The 15,927-nt window shown below is 47.8% G+C and carries 18 protein-coding genes and 1 tRNA gene; 10 read left to right on the top strand and 9 right to left on the bottom strand.

Features of this window, described 5'->3' with window-relative positions; translation table 11 throughout:
- The first annotated feature begins 15 nt into the window (after positions 1–15).
- Entirely contained in the window at positions 16–729 is a 714-nt protein-coding gene (locus ACLGLO_RS04360) for a hypothetical protein (protein ID WP_492127708.1), read from the top strand.
- Between the two features lie 108 nt (positions 730–837).
- On the opposite strand, the gene ACLGLO_RS04355 is transcribed toward ACLGLO_RS04360, so the two are convergent.
- Both ACLGLO_RS04355 and tes read right to left on the bottom strand, forming a co-directional pair.
- A complete protein-coding gene (locus ACLGLO_RS04355) occupies positions 838–2,019 on the bottom strand; it encodes an MFS transporter (RefSeq protein WP_492127707.1) in 1,182 nt (393 codons plus the stop codon).
- Positions 2,020–2,134: 115 nt separating this feature from the next.
- The gene (gene tes / locus ACLGLO_RS04350; RefSeq protein WP_492129138.1) at positions 2,135–3,859 is read right to left on the bottom strand and encodes a tetraether lipid synthase Tes; all 1,725 of its coding nucleotides are present in this window, start codon (positions 3,857–3,859) and stop codon (positions 2,135–2,137) included.
- Positions 3,860–4,388: 529 nt separating this feature from the next.
- Here tes and ACLGLO_RS04345 point away from each other — a divergent pair.
- Together ACLGLO_RS04345 and ACLGLO_RS04340 are read left to right on the top strand one after the other, a co-directional pair.
- Positions 4,389–4,952, top strand: coding sequence for a THUMP domain-containing protein (locus ACLGLO_RS04345; RefSeq protein ID WP_492127706.1), 564 nt, complete (start codon positions 4,389–4,391; stop codon positions 4,950–4,952).
- Positions 4,936–6,354, top strand: coding sequence for a phosphohexomutase domain-containing protein (locus ACLGLO_RS04340; protein ID WP_492127705.1), 1,419 nt, complete (start codon positions 4,936–4,938; stop codon positions 6,352–6,354). The genes ACLGLO_RS04345 and ACLGLO_RS04340 overlap by 17 nt, the downstream gene beginning before the upstream one ends.
- 137 nt (positions 6,355–6,491) lie before the next feature.
- Here the strand turns inward: ACLGLO_RS04340 and ACLGLO_RS04335 are convergent, their stop codons facing one another.
- The 4 genes from ACLGLO_RS04335 to hxlB are packed head-to-tail and all read right to left on the bottom strand — an operon-like array spanning position 6,492 to position 9,062.
- The gene (locus ACLGLO_RS04335) at positions 6,492–7,097 is read right to left on the bottom strand and encodes a MarC family protein (protein WP_492127704.1); all 606 of its coding nucleotides are present in this window, start codon (positions 7,095–7,097) and stop codon (positions 6,492–6,494) included.
- A 4-nt stretch (positions 7,098–7,101) separates the two neighbouring features.
- Positions 7,102–7,446: a hypothetical protein gene (locus ACLGLO_RS04330; protein ID WP_492127703.1), complete on the bottom strand. Its 345-nt coding sequence runs from the start codon at positions 7,444–7,446 to the stop codon at positions 7,102–7,104.
- Positions 7,427–8,449, bottom strand: a complete 1,023-nt coding sequence (locus ACLGLO_RS04325) for an AIR synthase-related protein (RefSeq protein ID WP_492127702.1) — start codon at positions 8,447–8,449, stop codon at positions 7,427–7,429. The genes ACLGLO_RS04330 and ACLGLO_RS04325 overlap by 20 nt, the downstream gene beginning before the upstream one ends.
- A gap of 10 nt (positions 8,450–8,459) precedes the next feature.
- Positions 8,460–9,062 (bottom strand): 6-phospho-3-hexuloisomerase, encoded by a 603-nt coding sequence (hxlB, locus tag ACLGLO_RS04320; RefSeq protein WP_492127701.1) that lies wholly within the window; start codon positions 9,060–9,062, stop codon positions 8,460–8,462.
- Between the two features lie 177 nt (positions 9,063–9,239).
- On the opposite strand from hxlB, the gene ACLGLO_RS04315 reads away from it, so the two are divergent.
- Both ACLGLO_RS04315 and ACLGLO_RS04310 read left to right on the top strand, forming a co-directional pair.
- A complete protein-coding gene (locus tag ACLGLO_RS04315) occupies positions 9,240–9,584 on the top strand; it encodes a hypothetical protein (protein WP_492127700.1) in 345 nt (114 codons plus the stop codon).
- 34 nt (positions 9,585–9,618) lie between these two features.
- Positions 9,619–10,008: a hypothetical protein gene (locus ACLGLO_RS04310; RefSeq protein ID WP_492127699.1), complete on the top strand. Its 390-nt coding sequence runs from the start codon at positions 9,619–9,621 to the stop codon at positions 10,006–10,008.
- On the opposite strand, the gene ACLGLO_RS04305 is transcribed toward ACLGLO_RS04310, so the two are convergent.
- The 3 genes from ACLGLO_RS04305 to ACLGLO_RS04295 all read right to left on the bottom strand — a co-directional run bounded on the left by ACLGLO_RS04305 (position 10,009) and on the right by ACLGLO_RS04295 (position 10,634).
- A complete protein-coding gene (locus ACLGLO_RS04305; protein WP_492127698.1) occupies positions 10,009–10,227 on the bottom strand; it encodes a DUF2283 domain-containing protein in 219 nt (72 codons plus the stop codon).
- Positions 10,228–10,262: 35 nt separating this feature from the next.
- Entirely contained in the window at positions 10,263–10,520 is a 258-nt protein-coding gene (locus tag ACLGLO_RS04300; protein ID WP_492127697.1) for a hypothetical protein, read from the bottom strand.
- Positions 10,521–10,561: 41 nt separating this feature from the next.
- Positions 10,562–10,634 (bottom strand) — tRNA-His (locus ACLGLO_RS04295).
- A gap of 222 nt (positions 10,635–10,856) precedes the next feature.
- On the opposite strand from ACLGLO_RS04295, the gene ACLGLO_RS04290 reads away from it, so the two are divergent.
- From ACLGLO_RS04290 to ACLGLO_RS04270, 5 genes are read left to right on the top strand one after another with little or no spacing between them, the layout of a single operon-like run.
- Complete coding sequence (locus ACLGLO_RS04290; protein ID WP_492127696.1) at positions 10,857–11,207, top strand: hypothetical protein; 351 nt, start codon at positions 10,857–10,859, stop codon at positions 11,205–11,207.
- An 11-nt stretch (positions 11,208–11,218) separates the two neighbouring features.
- Entirely contained in the window at positions 11,219–12,577 is a 1,359-nt protein-coding gene (locus ACLGLO_RS04285; RefSeq protein ID WP_492127695.1) for a glycerate kinase type-2 family protein, read from the top strand.
- A gap of 11 nt (positions 12,578–12,588) precedes the next feature.
- Positions 12,589–14,100 (top strand): type II/IV secretion system ATPase subunit, encoded by a 1,512-nt coding sequence (locus ACLGLO_RS04280; RefSeq protein WP_492127694.1) that lies wholly within the window; start codon positions 12,589–12,591, stop codon positions 14,098–14,100.
- Complete coding sequence (locus ACLGLO_RS04275) at positions 14,081–14,977, top strand: type II secretion system F family protein (protein ID WP_492127693.1); 897 nt, start codon at positions 14,081–14,083, stop codon at positions 14,975–14,977. Before ACLGLO_RS04280 ends, ACLGLO_RS04275 begins: the two co-directional genes overlap by 20 nt.
- Positions 14,974–15,861, top strand: coding sequence for a hypothetical protein (locus ACLGLO_RS04270; protein ID WP_492127692.1), 888 nt, complete (start codon positions 14,974–14,976; stop codon positions 15,859–15,861). Before ACLGLO_RS04275 ends, ACLGLO_RS04270 begins: the two co-directional genes overlap by 4 nt.
- Positions 15,862–15,927 lie beyond the last annotated feature (66 nt).

The following is a 15,927-nucleotide window of genomic DNA, read 5'->3' as shown; positions in this document are numbered from 1 at the left end:
AAGAAGGTCGCTGCCTTGTCAACTTGGAGAAAGAGCATTAGAAAGCAGATAGATTTTTCTTCTCTGCTGGATCAAACGAGCATAAAGGTATCAAACGGAGTGAAGATAGCAGTAAAGCGATATACCAAACCAAGCGGACTGATCAAGTGGTTTCTCTTGAATTTCCCACCAATTCCCTTCTACTACCCCCTCACGCTGGACCCCGTTGAGAGGATGAGGAGGGAGCTAGCTTTCTTCAGCTCGAGAATCGATGGGGTTTTCTGCCCAGAGGTCTACAAAGCTGACTGGGAGGGTGTTTATATCGAGAGAGAATATGTAGAAGGGAGGGAGCCTTCCTTAGAAAGTTCGGAAGATATTGAGAGGCTGGGAGAGGCAATCGCATCCATACACTCCTCCGGCTTCTGTCTGGGCGATACAAAACCGGAAAACTTTCTCTTCTCGGAGGATGAACGCGAAGTAAGGGTTTACGTCATAGATGCCGAGCAGAGCCTCGCAAACTGCGGCAAGAAGCGTTATTTCGGATGGGACATCATGCTCCTTGCCCTTTTCATCTTTTGGAGCAATCCATTAATTTCTCCCGAGTCTTTTGCCTCCAAGTTCCAATCTCTCAAGAAGGGATATCAAGAAAGGGGGAAAGAGATGAATTGGGGATTTCTTAAGGAAGCCCATCCCCTCGTCCTGCTCATTCCACCGAGGCTTATTATGGAGATAAGGAACCTCACAGAGTAGTATCGCATCTGAAAAAATATCGCTGCCATTTTCAGAGAATGGGAAACTTTAAGCGAGCAAAACAATCGAGTGCTGGGAACATTGAAAAATGGGAAAAAATGAGAGGAGCTAATGCTGAGCCGAATCTTTTTCCTTTTTGTCCCTTGAAATCAGCTTGTAGAGATAGGCAGCCGATATTCCGTTCACGACCAGCGAATAGATAACCGCAGCCGATGGGTGAATAGTGTACAGAATAGCATAGAATACGCTCCCTACACCAAAGGCTACAGCTTGGGCAACCGCATAGCTACCGAATCCTCCCGCATAGTCGCCCTGAGACAGCTCAGAGATAGTTGCTCTGAAAACAGATTCAAAATAACCCATAACTATCCCCCACAGCATTGCTCCTATTATGTACATCATGGTGCCGAGACTTCCAGAAATCAACAGAAAGGTAGAAAAGAAGCTTATGGGCGGAACTATAACGTAGAGATACAGCTTGACTTTGTCATATAAATAGCCCAGCAGCAGAGCAGCGACCGCGTCTGCGATCATTGCAATCATATATAATAATGCTACCAGCCCTCCACTGTTTCCGATGCTCGTTAAGTTGTACGACACGATCCCCCACGGTATCAGAGCAGCAGAGATGAAGCTAAACAGAATAATGTAGTCTCTCAAATCACCTCTAACTTTTCTGAGTGTAATGCCTTTGACCGTGCTCAAGCTGGAGACTTTAGGATACAAAACAAATGAGAGAAGAACCAGAAGTATCGATATAGATGCCGGAACCGCTAGGAATTTGAAGCCAGCAGAATATCCCCCGTGTCCCGAAAGGAAGTATGCGATTATCAACGGTCCGGAAATCGCCCCAAGCTGATCTAAGAATTCATGGAGTCCGAACCCCCTGCCCCTTCCAATTTCTTCCACTACCTCAGAAAGGATCACATCCCTTGATGGGTTTCTGAGCCCCTTTCCAATCCTCTCCGTCAGAAGCAAAAGGAATGCTGTTTGCCAGTTACCAGCCATTGCGAGCACAGGAATAACTGCAAGATTCAAGACATATCCTAAAATTACCGTTCCCCAAATCAGGCTGCTGCTCCTGAAACGGCTGATTATCCCTCCTGTCAGCGCTCTCGCAGCATATGAGATGAGCTCCCCCGTTCCTAATAGGCCGGCGAACAGAGCTGGGGCTGCTAGGTATTCGAGATAGGCTCCACCTACGGACCTTGCTCCCTCATATGTCATGTCTGCAAAAAGACTGACCAGGCTAAGCAGCAAGAATACCAAGATTTTTCTGCTCAGCTTCAATCCACACTACCTCTCTGTAATGTTTCTAGTTATGAAGCTAATATTGATATTTTGTTTAATAGAAGATGGAGGGATTAATTAAAAAAAGAATCAATCCCATTATGAGAGTTCTTTCCTACTCTTTTTTGAGGAACTTCGCATAGGTTGCCTTGTACAGCGGGTGCTCCCTGATCTCCTTGATGTTGGGGAAGTACTTGTCGCTCACACCATATTTGTGACCCTTCCATCTCTTGGACCACTCTTCGAAAGAAATCCCGTACTTCTTCAGTATTGCATCCCTGTATATATCGCTCAGCACGTTGTACGCGCAGAACGGGATCACCCTGCCGTCGGGAGAGGTATAGTGTATGTTGCACCTCATTACTCTCTGGACATCGTAGTTGTACTGGTCCATGAAGTGCATGAGCCCAAGAAACAGCAGGTTGTAGTGGAATTCTCCCAATGCATCGTAGCTCCTCTCCCTAATTATCCTCATCAGTATTTTCTTTATGTTCGAACCGCTGGGGAGCTCGTCCTTGATTATGAAATTGCCCAGGTTCCTCAGAGCGAGCAGCAGTGAGAAGTACGTTTTTATCTTTCCAGCATTTTCCAGCTTCCTGCGCTGCTCATCCATATACTCCAAGAATCCGTCTACATCGATGAAGTCTGTGATTGAATAGAACCTCCTGAAGTTGCCCTTCTCATCGCGGTCCACTATAACATAGGTTGCTGCTCCACATGCAATGTGATTGGCCATCAGGAACTGTTCCTTTTTCGTAACGGCTTCGATGAATTCTGCAAACTTTGCAGCTACAGGGATGGGATACCACGATCTTGCCTTTATCTGCCCTTCTGTCTGTTTTTCAATCGCCTCGATTACGTCGGGTATAGTTATTCTGAACTTCTCAAGCTCGTGCTTTTTCATTCTTCCTGTTAAGCTAACCGGCTGAAAGTTCACTGCTCTCACTATATCCATGTTCTCGGCCGCGAATCTCACAATATTCCCCAGATCCTTGTCATTGATATTCTTTATGACGGTTGGAACGAGCACCACGCTGGTCATCCCAGCCTTTCTGAATGTCTCGAATATGAATGGAATGTCCCAGTGGTTTTTGGGATTGGTTGTCGGGGTAGTGCCGTCGAAGCTCATATATACGGTGTTCACTCCTGCCTCTCTCAGCTCTCTGGCCCATTTTATGGCAAGCTGAGGGTCTTTTCTGTATACTTCAGCAAGGGGTATGCCCTCAGTGTTCAGCTGTATGTGCCTAACTCCCTCCTCTCTTAGCATCTTCACAATATCTACAAGGTCGTCCCTCATCAGAGGCTCTCCGCCAGTCAGCTGAATGACAAGAGTCTTGTTCTGCTTCTTCAGCTGCCTTACCTGCTCTCTCAGCTGCTCGATCGTCGGCTCATATACATATCCCATTCTTTCAGCAAAGAAGAAGCAGTACCAGCAAGACAGATCGCATCTGTTCGTAACGACCATATTTGCCAGAGCTGTGTGGTTCTTGTGCATCGGACACAAGCCGCACGAAAACGGGCATGGGGCGCTCACTGGTACATAGCTGAAGGTCCCCCTCCCCTCTTCTTCGTATTTCTCGAACCTGTAATACATTTCAGCATTTCCGTAGTATAAGTCTTCGAAAGCTCCATGCTCCGGGCACTCCTTTCTCAGATAAAGCTTTCCGTCCCTTTCAAATATCACTGCTGGGAGAAGTCTCTCACATATGGGGCAGATGCTCTGCGTATATCTTACGAGCTTTTCTCCTTCCTTCAATTTTGGAAGAGGGCCGCCAATATGAATAGTCTTTCCTTCTATTTGTATGGAATTACTTGAAAGCCTGCTAGAAGGCCTCAGCATATCCAAGCCGCTCTTTTTTTCAACCAACTGCTCCGATGCTCCTGCCAAGGTCGATACCTCCTGTACTTTTTTCATGCAATTATGCTTGCTTCATGAGGGCTCAGAATGCATGGGCTTCACAGCCCTCATCTCCATTCATGGAAACTATTTGGGAAAGATTTCACTGTGCAACTTTTCCTTCATTGCCGCTACACCAGCTATCTGGTTGTCAAGCTGCGCTCAACATGTGGGGAAATCTCCACACCAGCCTTCCCGATCCCCCGCCTCCTTCAGTTCTCCTCTCTCTCACATCTGAGGCAGAGGAAGCTGCTCAGCAAGCGAACGCTCATTCTGTCTTTCATCAATCTGACTGCATCCAAAGACATTTAAAAATAAATTTACCGATTTTCACGGAAAAAGGGTGAAAAAATTCTCATGTGAATTTTTGAAGGTGCAGCTTGCATTCCTCATAAATATTTAAAATATTCTCCGCAGTTAAATTGCAATCGGTAGCTTAGCAGGTTACTTTAGGATTGAGGAGAGGGGTATCTTGAGGAAAGAACCGTTCAATTTGATAATCACACACTATCCTGGATACGATAACTATGTTGTTGTGAGGGAGAAGTTGAGAAAGATCCTCGAAGATGCCAGAATAATTGACACTTCCCAGAGCATCATTCTTCTGCTTGTGAGCGATCCCTATGAAGCCGTTGAGAAGCTACGCAACTCTGAACTTTCATCGTCTCCAGTTCTGAGAATCATACCTGTTGATACTGTAACAGATGTCTTCGTTGACAGGATCAGGGATGCAGTTCACAGCATTTTCTTCAAAAAGGCTTCCCAAAGCGAGAGCTTCAAAATAAAGATCGATGGGAGGATTTACAGGCGGGGAGAGGGAGAAGTTGAGAAGATCCACAGAAGCGAGGCCATAGAATTCATAGCGAGGGGTTTAGACAACCCGGTGAACCTAGATAACCCTGACTGGCTCATCTACATCAAGACCCTCAGACTATACAGGGCAACTGAGCTTGCCAGCATAACGGTCTGCAGACCATCACAAATAATCAGTTTCGCACCAAGAGAAGAGGGGGAGAGCGTTGAAGAGGAACTCTAGGCTCTTCGGAACTGCTGGTATAAGAGGGAGATATTTGGAAAAAGTGAGGCCTGGGCTGGCGTACGATATAGGTGTGAGCGTAGCAGCTCATGTCGGAGGAAGGGGCACCATAACTATTGGCCATGATGTGAGGACAACCAGCCCCCTGCTTGCACTCAGTGCCGGTTCTGGGGTGATGAGCGGTGGAGTCAATGCTGTTTTCCTTGGCCTTGTGCCCACTCCCGTCCTCGCATATAGCGTCCCCCACACAAAGAGCAAAGCCGGAATAATGATAACAGCAAGCCACAACCCTCCACCAGACAATGGAATAAAAGTGTTCCAGTACAACGGCATGGAGTACACCGAGAAAATGGAGGAAGAGCTCGAACTCATAATGCAGGTTAAGTCGAAGTTCCACGCAACCTGGGACCAGGTCGGGAGGCTGATAGACGCCTCAGAAATCGGCGAAGACTATGTAGAAGAAATTTCGAGCTTTCTCAGACCAAGGACTATAAAATACGTACCGAAGATCTATATCGACTGCAGCAACGGAGCAGCCAGCAACTACACACCGAGGATTTTGAGAAAGATGGGTGCTAAGGTCTTCTCAGCTAATTGCCACCCAGATGGATACTTCCCAGGTCATGAACCTGAGCCGAGGCAAGATGTGCTAGAGCCCTTCCTTCCAGTAGCCGCCTCGCTCAACCCGGACATTGTGATGGCGCACGACGGGGACGCGGACAGGCTCGCTGTGCTCACTACAAGGAGGGGGTTTATCAAGCAGGATGTCATAATCGCCCTGTACTCGAAGTACAAGCTCATGGAGGGAAGGGGAACGATAATAATAAGCATAGATGTGGGAAACAGCGTCGTTGACGTAGTTGAGAAGTACGGCGGGAGGATAGTGAGATCGAAGCTGGGAAAGATCCACGAAAAGCTTCTGGAGCACCCCGGGGCGCTTCTTGCAGCTGAACCCTGGAAGCTAATTGACCCGAAGTGGGGGCTGTGGGTAGACGGAATATATCAGGCCGCGCTTCTAACCAAGCTGATGATGGAAGAGGGGAAGACCATAGATGATCTTCTGGCTGATATCCCCACCTTTCCATGGGCCAGGATAAGCGTCCCAATAACAAGCGATCTGGACAGATGGGAAGAGTTCTATGAGAAGCTCAAGGAGAGGGTGGTTTCGAGCCTAGGAGAATATGAAAGCATCAGCACAATCGACGGCATCAGGCTGGACTTCCCGAACAAGAGTTGGATATTGGTGAGGATGAGCGGCACCGAGCCGAAGGTCAGGGTATACATGGAGGGAAATGATGCCAAAGAGATTGATGCGCTCATTGAAAAGTCTCTGAGCCTGATAAAAGCAGTCAGTGGAGAGATGGGAATTAAGGTCGAGCAACCTACTATAAATCGGGGTTGAGTTTTCAAGGGATCGTTCTGCGAGCTAAAACCGGATATAGAGAGCCCATCGAATCTCGATTATTTCCGTGAAATGTTTTGGAAAATTTCATTGGGTTTTCCTACATCCTACATATATAACGGCAGAACCCCTCGAGATTACATTCCGGCATTGAGATTGTTCGTTATAATTTCGGTAATTCCCTGCCTGATCATCCCCACTGCTATGGCCATCAAGATCATTGAAAACAGCTTTATCAGGAAGATGCTTCCCTTGCTTCCAAACACCTTGAACAGCTTCTCTCCAGCAAGCAGTATCAGCAAGGCGGCGAGACCGTCAATTATCAGAGCCAGAATTGAGACGTTCAGACCCCAGCTGTATTTTATGTAGATGATCGTGGTGATAGATCCAGGGCCGGCCAGCAGCGGGGTGGCGAGCGGAACAATAGCCAGCGACTCCCTATCCCTGACCATTTCCACCTCGGTGTTTCCAAAGACTCCCCACAGACCGTAGATGAAGAGGATCACTCCTCCTGCTATCCTGAAGTCTGCTGTAGTTATTCCGAAATATCTGAAGAAGGGCTCTCCAGCAACAGCAAAGAAAAGCAAGAGGAACATAGCGATTACAATGCTGTAGAAAATTGTATTTCTTCTCTCTTTTTCGCTCATGTCCTTTGTGTAGCCGTAGAAAAGGGGGGCATTCCCGATGGGGTCCAATATTATGAAGAGCATTATTACGGCTTGAAATAATGAATTTATTGTCAAGCGATCACCTGCACAGCTTCTCTTCCGCTTCATCTCTCTTTCCTGAAAGGCAGGTGAAGAAGCAATCTCCGAAACACGGAGTGTCTCTGCTGCCGCACTTTTCGTCGCAGGAAATTACGCACTCCTTCTCCTTAAGCCTAACGACAAGTAAGGATCCTTTCTCTTCCTCATTGATCTTTGCTTCAATTATTCTGTTTTCCACAAGCTCTCCGGCACTGCTTTTAAGCAGAACTCTTCGGACTGCTTCGAAGTCCACGAGGTTGCTGTCAAAAACCACGGAATTTGTGGGGCCTGTGAGCCCCTCGCACAGTCTCTTCCTTATTCCAGATTCATCGCTGAGCTTCGCCAATTTCATACACCGTCCTGATGAAGTGATCCTGCGGCAACTCTGCAACGATCAATTCGCGCTCTTCTCCGTTCTTTATATAGAGCTTCTTCCCCCTCTCTTCAAGAACTTTCCCTATTACGGCAGCATCTATCCCTTCGGAGGAGAGCAGCGAGATTGCTGCTTCAGCTCTATCTGGCGGTACGCATGCTAAAAGAGAGCCGCTGGATAATGAGAAGAGGGGATCGACCCCAAGAGCTTCTAGTATCTTTTTGGATGCTCCGGAAATAAGAACGGCTTTCCTATCGATCTCGACAGCCCAGCCAGAAGCATAGGAGATCTCGAAAGCTGCTGCCGCTATTCCACCCTCAGTTGGATCGTGCATAGCATGCGCCATTCTGTGCTTTGACAGAACTAGAGCCTCAGGGATTATGGAGATCCTTTCCAGATACGTTCCGGCTTCATCTATGTATTCCTGCTCTACACCTCTTTTTTTCAGTGTATTGCGATAATCGCTTGCTGCTATAAATGATGCCTCGAGGGCAGCCGTCTTCGTCATTATGATCGCGTCCCCCGGCTTCGCATTTGAAGCGGGAGTCAGCTCTTCCCTCCTTCCAGCTCCCATTGCCGTTGTAGATATCACGGGCCTGTTGACTGCATTGCTGAATTCTGTATGCCCGCCTAAGAGGGTGCCGCCCACCTCTGCGATTGCTCTTTTTACATCTGAGGCGATTTCGAGCACTGCATCCTCTCCAGTCCCTTCAGGAAGTATCAGCGTGGTCAGAAACCATAATGGTCTGATGCCGATTGCTGCTATATCATTGGCAGCTACGTGTATCGACAGCCATCCTATTCTGCTCATAGAAGCTGTTATTGGATCTGAGTGCGCAGCGATAATTTCGAATCCCTCGATATCAACCGCTCCCGCGTCTCCCCCAACCATGGGAGGGATCACTATCCTCTGCCCTTTCCCAGCATCAGACAGGAAGGCTTTCTGAAGTAGTTCTATCGGCAGCTTTCCAGGCAAAACGATCACTTCAGAGCTCTACGTTGGCATGTTTGATTCTGAGATCGCTCTCCTTTTTATTTAATCTGTACATGAGCCCTCCTATGATTCCGTCGAGGACAACCATTGCTGTATCTTCGAAAAGCGTACCCAATGGAGCGAGGGGCTCATGCTCTCCCAATATCTGCCTAGCGAAGTAGTCTTTTTCCTCTGCCAGCTTGGTTCTTCCAGGTATTCTCAGAATGATGTCTGCTATTTCTCCGAGAGGGCTGTCTGGGTAGCTAGTTACCGCGAGGACTTCTGCACCAACCTTCTTCGCCACCCTCGCGGCGGTAACGATGAGCTCTGTCCTTCCTGAGCCGCTGATGGCCACAGCAACGTCTCCCGCTGAAATGCTGGGGGTTATGGTGTCCCCCAGCACATAGCTCTGAAAGCCCATGTGCATAAGCCTCATAGCAAACGCTCTCCCGACGAGCCCGCTCCTGCCTGCTCCCATGACCAGCACTTTTGCTCCGCGCTGATATATTTCAACAAGCTTTTGTGAAAACCTTTCGACCTCCTTCATGTTCAGCTCATCTATGGTTCTCTCTATGAATGCGACTATCTCCTTCATTGCTTCATACTCGTAGTTCAAAATTGAACCCCTGTGATAGATTCAGAGAAACAGCTATTTTATACTTTGATCCGCAGAATTCTTCTCAAGACGTCCTTCTATCATGAACTTTCTTCGTGCTTTAATCTGGATTTATACTTCGTCTCTCCTTTTAAAAATGATGGCAGAACTAAGAATAAATTTCGAGGTAGATCTGGTTTGTCTGTAAGCGAATCTTTTGGCAGCAGTGCAGCTGAAAACAGTGAAGTCCTGGATAGATTCAGAGCAATATTGACGAATGAGGCGAAAGAGACAAAGAAGGATGCTATATCCACAGCCAAGCTGGCAATTTCCATATACAAGTCGGGGGAAAAGGAATTAGCTCTGCTCATTCTGAGGGAGAGCATGAGAATAGCCAGAAGCTACATTGAGATATTGGAAAAGATCGGCGACGAGAGAGAAAGCTCATATGATCTTCTGGTGGGTTTGGAAACGATCGAAGAGCTCATGAAAAGCGGCGAAAGGGCAGAGTACCTGAAGGAGATCCTCGAAGAGCTGAAATAAAGAAAAAACCGCTCCCGCAGAGGGAATCAGCAAAGTGGAAGCCGACATTATCTATGTTCTTAACAAGAACAGCATGAACGAGTTTTTGGAAGAGGCTGTAGGGGAAAGATTGAGCATCAGGAGTTTTGAAGTCCTCAATGACGAAATATTTTTTGAAGCTGTCATAGGAAACGGAAGAGCATTCATGTATTTTTCCATACAGAATGACTGCCCAAAAGGGGGGAGCCTTATCTTCAAGGATCTGCTCATTTTCTTTCCAGATCCCCTGGAGGCTACGATATTCTCGGGTTTCATACCTTCCTTCAGCAGAGATGTAGAGATGTTCTTTTACGGTGACTGGACGATTTTCTGCATTGGATATCCGTCGTTTTTCGACATCAAGCTGGCTATATCTGCCGCGAAAATATCATCGTCTGGTTCATGATCATGCTAAATCTCTGCCAATTTTCTTCGAGAAGTCGAAGACGGTCATGCCGATAACCATGCCTTCTTTTATCCTCACTACTATGTTGTTCTCTAGAAGAACCTCCTCATCTGCCTCCTCTATATCATAGCCGAAGTTTATGTACAGGATGTCATTTCTGCTGTCGTACTCAAACCAGACGTTTTTCAAATCAGCGATCGTATACCTTTTCTCCTCCATCTCATTGCACCCTTTACAGCTGCCGGGCTCCACGGTCAAGGCTTTTTTGCCTGCTTCAGCTCCCTGATCTCTCTTTCTATCGAATCTATTTTCCTCTCCATGCTTTCCATGTGCATTGCCAAGTGGTTAATTGCGTCTACGATGGCGTTCAGAGCTTCCACAAGGTCTTCCTCGCCGTGCTCATGATGGTGCTCGTGCTCTTCCATCATCTCTGGATGAGACTCCATGACTTCCTCTACAATCTTCTCCATGTCTTCCTCCTTCTTTGGCATGGTTAACCTCATTTTACCCAATTTGGATCACCGTCAATGCGCGGATAGCATTGAACTAAAGGGGCCGCCGCCGGGGTTCGAACCCGGGACCTCCGGATCCACAGTCCGGCGCTCTCCCAGCTGAGCTACGGCGGCCAATTCAGCTGTTCATTGGCCATCGTTCTTCATCGCGTTTAGCTCTGCTGCGGCCCCTTCGATTCAGCTACTTAAACTATTCTCTTAATGAGATTATAAAATTATGAGTGTCCTTCCGAACTAGCAAGCGAATCTGCTTTAAAAGCTCGCATCTCTTCCGAAGAAACCGCAACACAGTTAAATACATGCTGGCCGTAATTTTCAATAATGAGGGTTGCAGGTTTGCCCCTTTTCAGGAGAGCAGGTTCGAAGAAGAAGACGGAGGCGGAGTACCAGGAAGTCACGCAGAGTGAACTGCTTTACTCCAAGCGGCCATTTGGCTTTGTTTCAGTCAGGGGAGTGGTTAAGGGGAGGCCCAAGATCTTGACGATGAAGGGGTTCTTCTCGGCAACTGTGCATGAGCACGCAACCCTTCTAACTCTCGATAAAGGCTTGAAAGTCTACTATCCAGGAGTTGCCCTCATATCCGAAGGTGAGGAAGTTGTGGTCTATGGCAGGTTTTCACCTCCCGATTCTCTGATTGCCTCGAAGTTAGAAACAAAACTTTTTTTGTTTGAGCTGCAAACGGAATGAGGTAATTTGGCATGTACAAAAGCGGAGCTGAGCTGCCTCCCATATTATCTTCCCTTCTCGAACATGCGCTTCAATCCTTAGACATAGGAAGCAATATGAGGAAGAGGCTTACCCTTGAAAATGATAGGATAATAGTGAGGGATCGCTGGGGGAAAGTCATTGGATCTAATTTGCTGGGAAGCGGGAGGATAAAGGCAGTGTCTTTCGGGAAAGCTTCGCAGAGTATGATGAAGGCCCTTTTGAGCATTCTCGGTGGCCGGGTGGATGAAGGTATTTTGATCTATCCGAAAGACCAAGAAGTCTCAGTAGAAGATGAGAGGGTCAAGCTGCTCCAATCCTCCCATCCTGTTCCGGATGAGCTGAGCCTGGAAGCTGCCAGGAGCATACGCAAGTTCCTCACAGATCTTTCTCCCCGTGACTCGGTCATATTCCTGATATCAGGAGGGGGATCATCTCTAGTTGAAGAGCCAGTGCCCCCCATAACTCTCGAAGAGCTGAAGCAGGCCTACACTCTCCTCCTGAATTCAGGTGCAAACATCAGAGAAGTTAATACGGTGAGAAAGCACATTTCAGCAGTGAAGGGAGGAAAACTTGCACAGCTTGCCTACCCAGCTCAAGTCATATCTTTCATTGCCAGCGACGTTCCTGGAAATGACATTTCCTTCGTTGCCAGCGGGCCAACGGCTCCGGACCCAACCACCTACCAGGATGCCCTCAACATAATAGAATTTTACGGCCTCTCCGAGAAGATGCCTGAGAGCGTCATGCGCGTTTTGAAGAAAGGCTTGAACGGTGAGCTGCCGGAAACTCCCAAACCGGAAGACCAGATCTTCGAAAAAGTAAGCAATTATCTCATAGCTTCCCCACACGATCTCGCCTTGAGCGTAAAGGAGAAGGCCGAGGAAATGGGTCTGAATGCCTATTTGCTGACCACTAGGCTTGAGGGGGAAAGCTCGGAAGCAGCTAAGGTCCTCTCATCAATAGCGCTCGATTTGAAGAAGGGATACACTTCCTTTTCGAGGCCTGCTGTTTTAATACTGGCGGGAGAAACAAGCGTTAAAGTGAGGGGGACAGGGGTGGGCGGTAGAGCTTTGGAGCTCACAGCTTGGTTTGCGCGCGAAATTTCGGAATCCGACGGCATATCAATGTTCGCTATAGATACGGATGGGAAGGATGGGAGCAGCGATGCTGCTGGAGCTTTCGCTGATGGGGAAACATGGAACAAGCTGAAGAAGCTGTTTGGCGGCGAATTGCTCAACCTGCTCAGAAATAACGATGCCTACTCCCTCCTTGATGCAGGGGGATATACTATAAAGACGGGCCCAACGGGCTCTAATCTGAACAACCTAATTTGCATAGTGGTCGAGTGAGGTTCAGCTTGATGGAGGAAAGAAAGAGTGATGAGAAGGAAGTCGTAGATTTTTACCAAGTCACCCCAGATTCATTTGTGATGATCTATAGGGAGGGGGAGAGGCTGATTTATTCACCGATAGAGCCAGAGCTCACTGATGAGGAGAAAAGAGCGCTCGAACTGATCAAGAAATACATCGTTAGGACTCTATACTTCACTCCAAGGGATCTGAAGGAGAAGTGGGCTGCCCTGGAGAGAGAAGTGGAAGAGAAAGTGAGAGAGGCTTTGAAGGTCTTGGATTTAAAGATAGATGAAAGAGCGGTTAGAAAGCTGGTCTACCACACGAGGAAAAACTACTTGGGCTACGGTCCAATTGAAGTCCCCATGAACGATCCGTTCATAGAAGACATCTCCAGCACGGGATCCAGCTCCCCTGTTTATGTGTTTCACTTGAAGTACGAATGGCTTCCGACAACAATAATGTTCGCAGACGATGATAGCTACAATGCATTCATAAGGAAGCTCGCATACAGAGCTGGGCAGGAGCTCGTGTACTCCAACCCAATAGTTGAGGGACCCATACCACCGAAGGATTACAGGACGCATCTAGTTCTGGATGTGGTTTCCAGGAAGGGGTCATCCTTCACCATAAGGAGGGGGGCAGAGGTTCCCCTCACTATCACTAGGTTGATTTCGCTGGGAACGCTAACTTCGAGAATTGCTGCTTACCTCTGGCTCCTCGTTTCCAACATGAGAACCATATTGATTGCCGGTCCAATGGCATCTGGAAAAACCACACTGCTCAACTCCATTGCCATGTTCATACCTACCAACAAAAAGGTCGTTACAATCGAGGAGACTAACGAGCTCAAGCTCGAAAGGGAGAACTGGACTCCTCTGATTGTGAGGCCTTCCTCTTCGCCAGGCATTTCGAACATAACCCTCTTCGATTTACTCAAATCCAGCCTGAGGCAGAGGCCCGATTACATAATAGTCGGAGAGATAAGGGGAGAAGAGGCGTATACGTTCTTTCAAGCGATCTCTCTTGGACACGGAGGGCTCGGCACGATTCACGGAGAATCCTTCAACCAGGTTTTAAGGAGGCTGGAAAGCCACCCCCTCAATGTGCCGAGAAACATGATCCCTCTCGTGAACTCGGTCGTGGTGATGAGGGCCTTCAGAATAGAGGGCGGCCTGGTAAGGAGAGTTCAAGAAGTTGTCGATATAGCATCTTATGACCCTGCAAATGATAGCATAAGCGTCACCCCTGCATTCCGCTACGATCTATCTAAGGACTCTTGGGAGGAATCAGAAATCCTCCCCAGCATGAAGAAGATAGCTGATGTGACCGGCACTAAGGAAAGCGAGCTGAGAGAGGAGCTCTCCAGAAGAGAGAGGTTCCTATCCTATCTGGTAGCAAGGAAAATTGAGCAGCCTCTCCATGTTGCTAGGGCCATACTCGAATACTCTTCAAATCCAGAGGCTGCAATGGAAAAATACAGACCAGGGGGCGGGGAAGCTTTTGAGCGAAAGCAGGTTTGAAAGGCTCTGCCTCAGATCCCACGCTCTCCTGGGAAGAAGCTCCCTAGCGCGCGATGCAGCAAGAAGGCTCAGCTGGCTTCCTCCATACCTCGAGCTCTTAGATTTTCGCCTCCCGCACGAGTACTACGTTTCGTTCAGCCTGCTATCATCTGCTTCGGCCTTCGCTTCCGCTCTTCTTTTCTCTCTTCTGCTGTATGTGTTTGTATTGCATGTTTCTCTTTACTTTTCAATAGCAAGCTCGCTCCTTTTGGCATTCATCATTGGTGTGGCAACATTCGGTTCAGTTATCTTCTACCCAGCACTGAAGAGGAGGGAAATAAGATCTAAAATGGAGAGCGGAGCGCTCTTCGCGATAATTGCTCTCACATCCTCAGCAGCCAGCAGCCTCAACCTGATCGAGTCTCTGGCAATATCGGAAAGGCTGATCACGACGAGGGAAATTAAATCATCCTTCAGGAGAATTTTGAAGAGGTTCAACGAAGGCATGGATCTCAGGGATTCACTGATCAGGGAGAGCGAGCTGGTCCCTTCGAAGACGTTTTCGGTTCTCTACGAGGGTCTTGCGAGCATATCAGTGAGCGGGGTTGGACTGGTAGACTTTCTGAACGGATTCCTCGAGGATCTCCTCTCCGCCATGGATGGCAAAGTGAGGAATGTCATCGATCGCCTGGGAGTCCTGGTTGAGACGTACATAATCATAGCAGTGATATTTCCGTTCCTCCTGGTGATCATGCTCATCATGACAGGTTCTTCCGGTGGTGCTGGATCAAGCATAAGTCAAACCATACTTCTCTTCGACATGGCCCTCCTCCCATCGGTATTTGCAGTTATGCTGCTGCTCACAGATTTGTTGCTGAGGGAGGTGTCTCTAGATTGAGCACAAAGCTTAAAAGCGGATCGCTCTACAGCTTCGGTTGGAATATCATTGCAATGTCTCTGCTAGCAGGGATCTCATCTTTCATTGCAGCCTTCCTGCTTGCATCTCGAATTATAGCGCACTTTTCTCCTGAGACGAAGATCGGCACTCAGCTCTCCTACTTGGTTCTCCTATCTCTGAACGTAGCAACCATTGCTGGGAGCATCCCTCTCGCATACAGAACCAGAATGATAGTGAGGGAAGTGGATGAAGCACTGAAGGGGATAGTCCTGCTGCTGGACATGGTTTCTGTTGGGAAGAGGACTGGCATAACAATAGTCGATTCGCTGAGAAATACCGCTAGGGTTATTCCCTCACATATACTCAAGGAGAAAATTATCACGGGGGTTGCCGAAGTTGAATATGGAGAAGCTCTTGAAAACGCTGTAATGGAGGCTGCAGAGGGCCTGCCTAGAACTGCTGCGGAATCTCTGAAGATATTGATACCAGCATCATATGCAGGAGAGAAGGCAGGCGAGATACTCCAGCTGGCCAGGGACTTCATGAGGAGGTTAATGATGTTTTCTGAAGTGAGGAGGACCTCCCTTTCTCTGTACTTATATATAGCGCTCATTTCGGTAGGAATTTTCGAAGCTGGTGGGGCTTTTCTCCTCTATCTCATGAGCTCTATATCTTCCAGCGCTTATGTCAGCATACCTTTCATTACAGCCAATTACATTCAGACATGGCTGTTCCTCTATGTAACTGGCTTTCTGCTCTCAGTTTTTTCAAGCATGTATGTTGCGAAGGTAGTGAGGGGAAAAACGAAGCTTTTTTCAGACTACTTGCTTCTGTTTTTAATCTTGAATCTAGCCATAATGGGAATTGTTCCCATATTCATTTGAACCTTTCGGCCTACAATGAAAAGTTCTTAGGTACATTTCATGTCCTTCTATCAAATCCCTCGTGAA

The organism is Fervidicoccus sp. SLHALR4 (genome assembly GCF_058692745.1).
The sequence above is the reverse complement of the archived record's forward strand: the minus strand, read 5'-3'. Positions and strand labels throughout refer to the sequence as shown.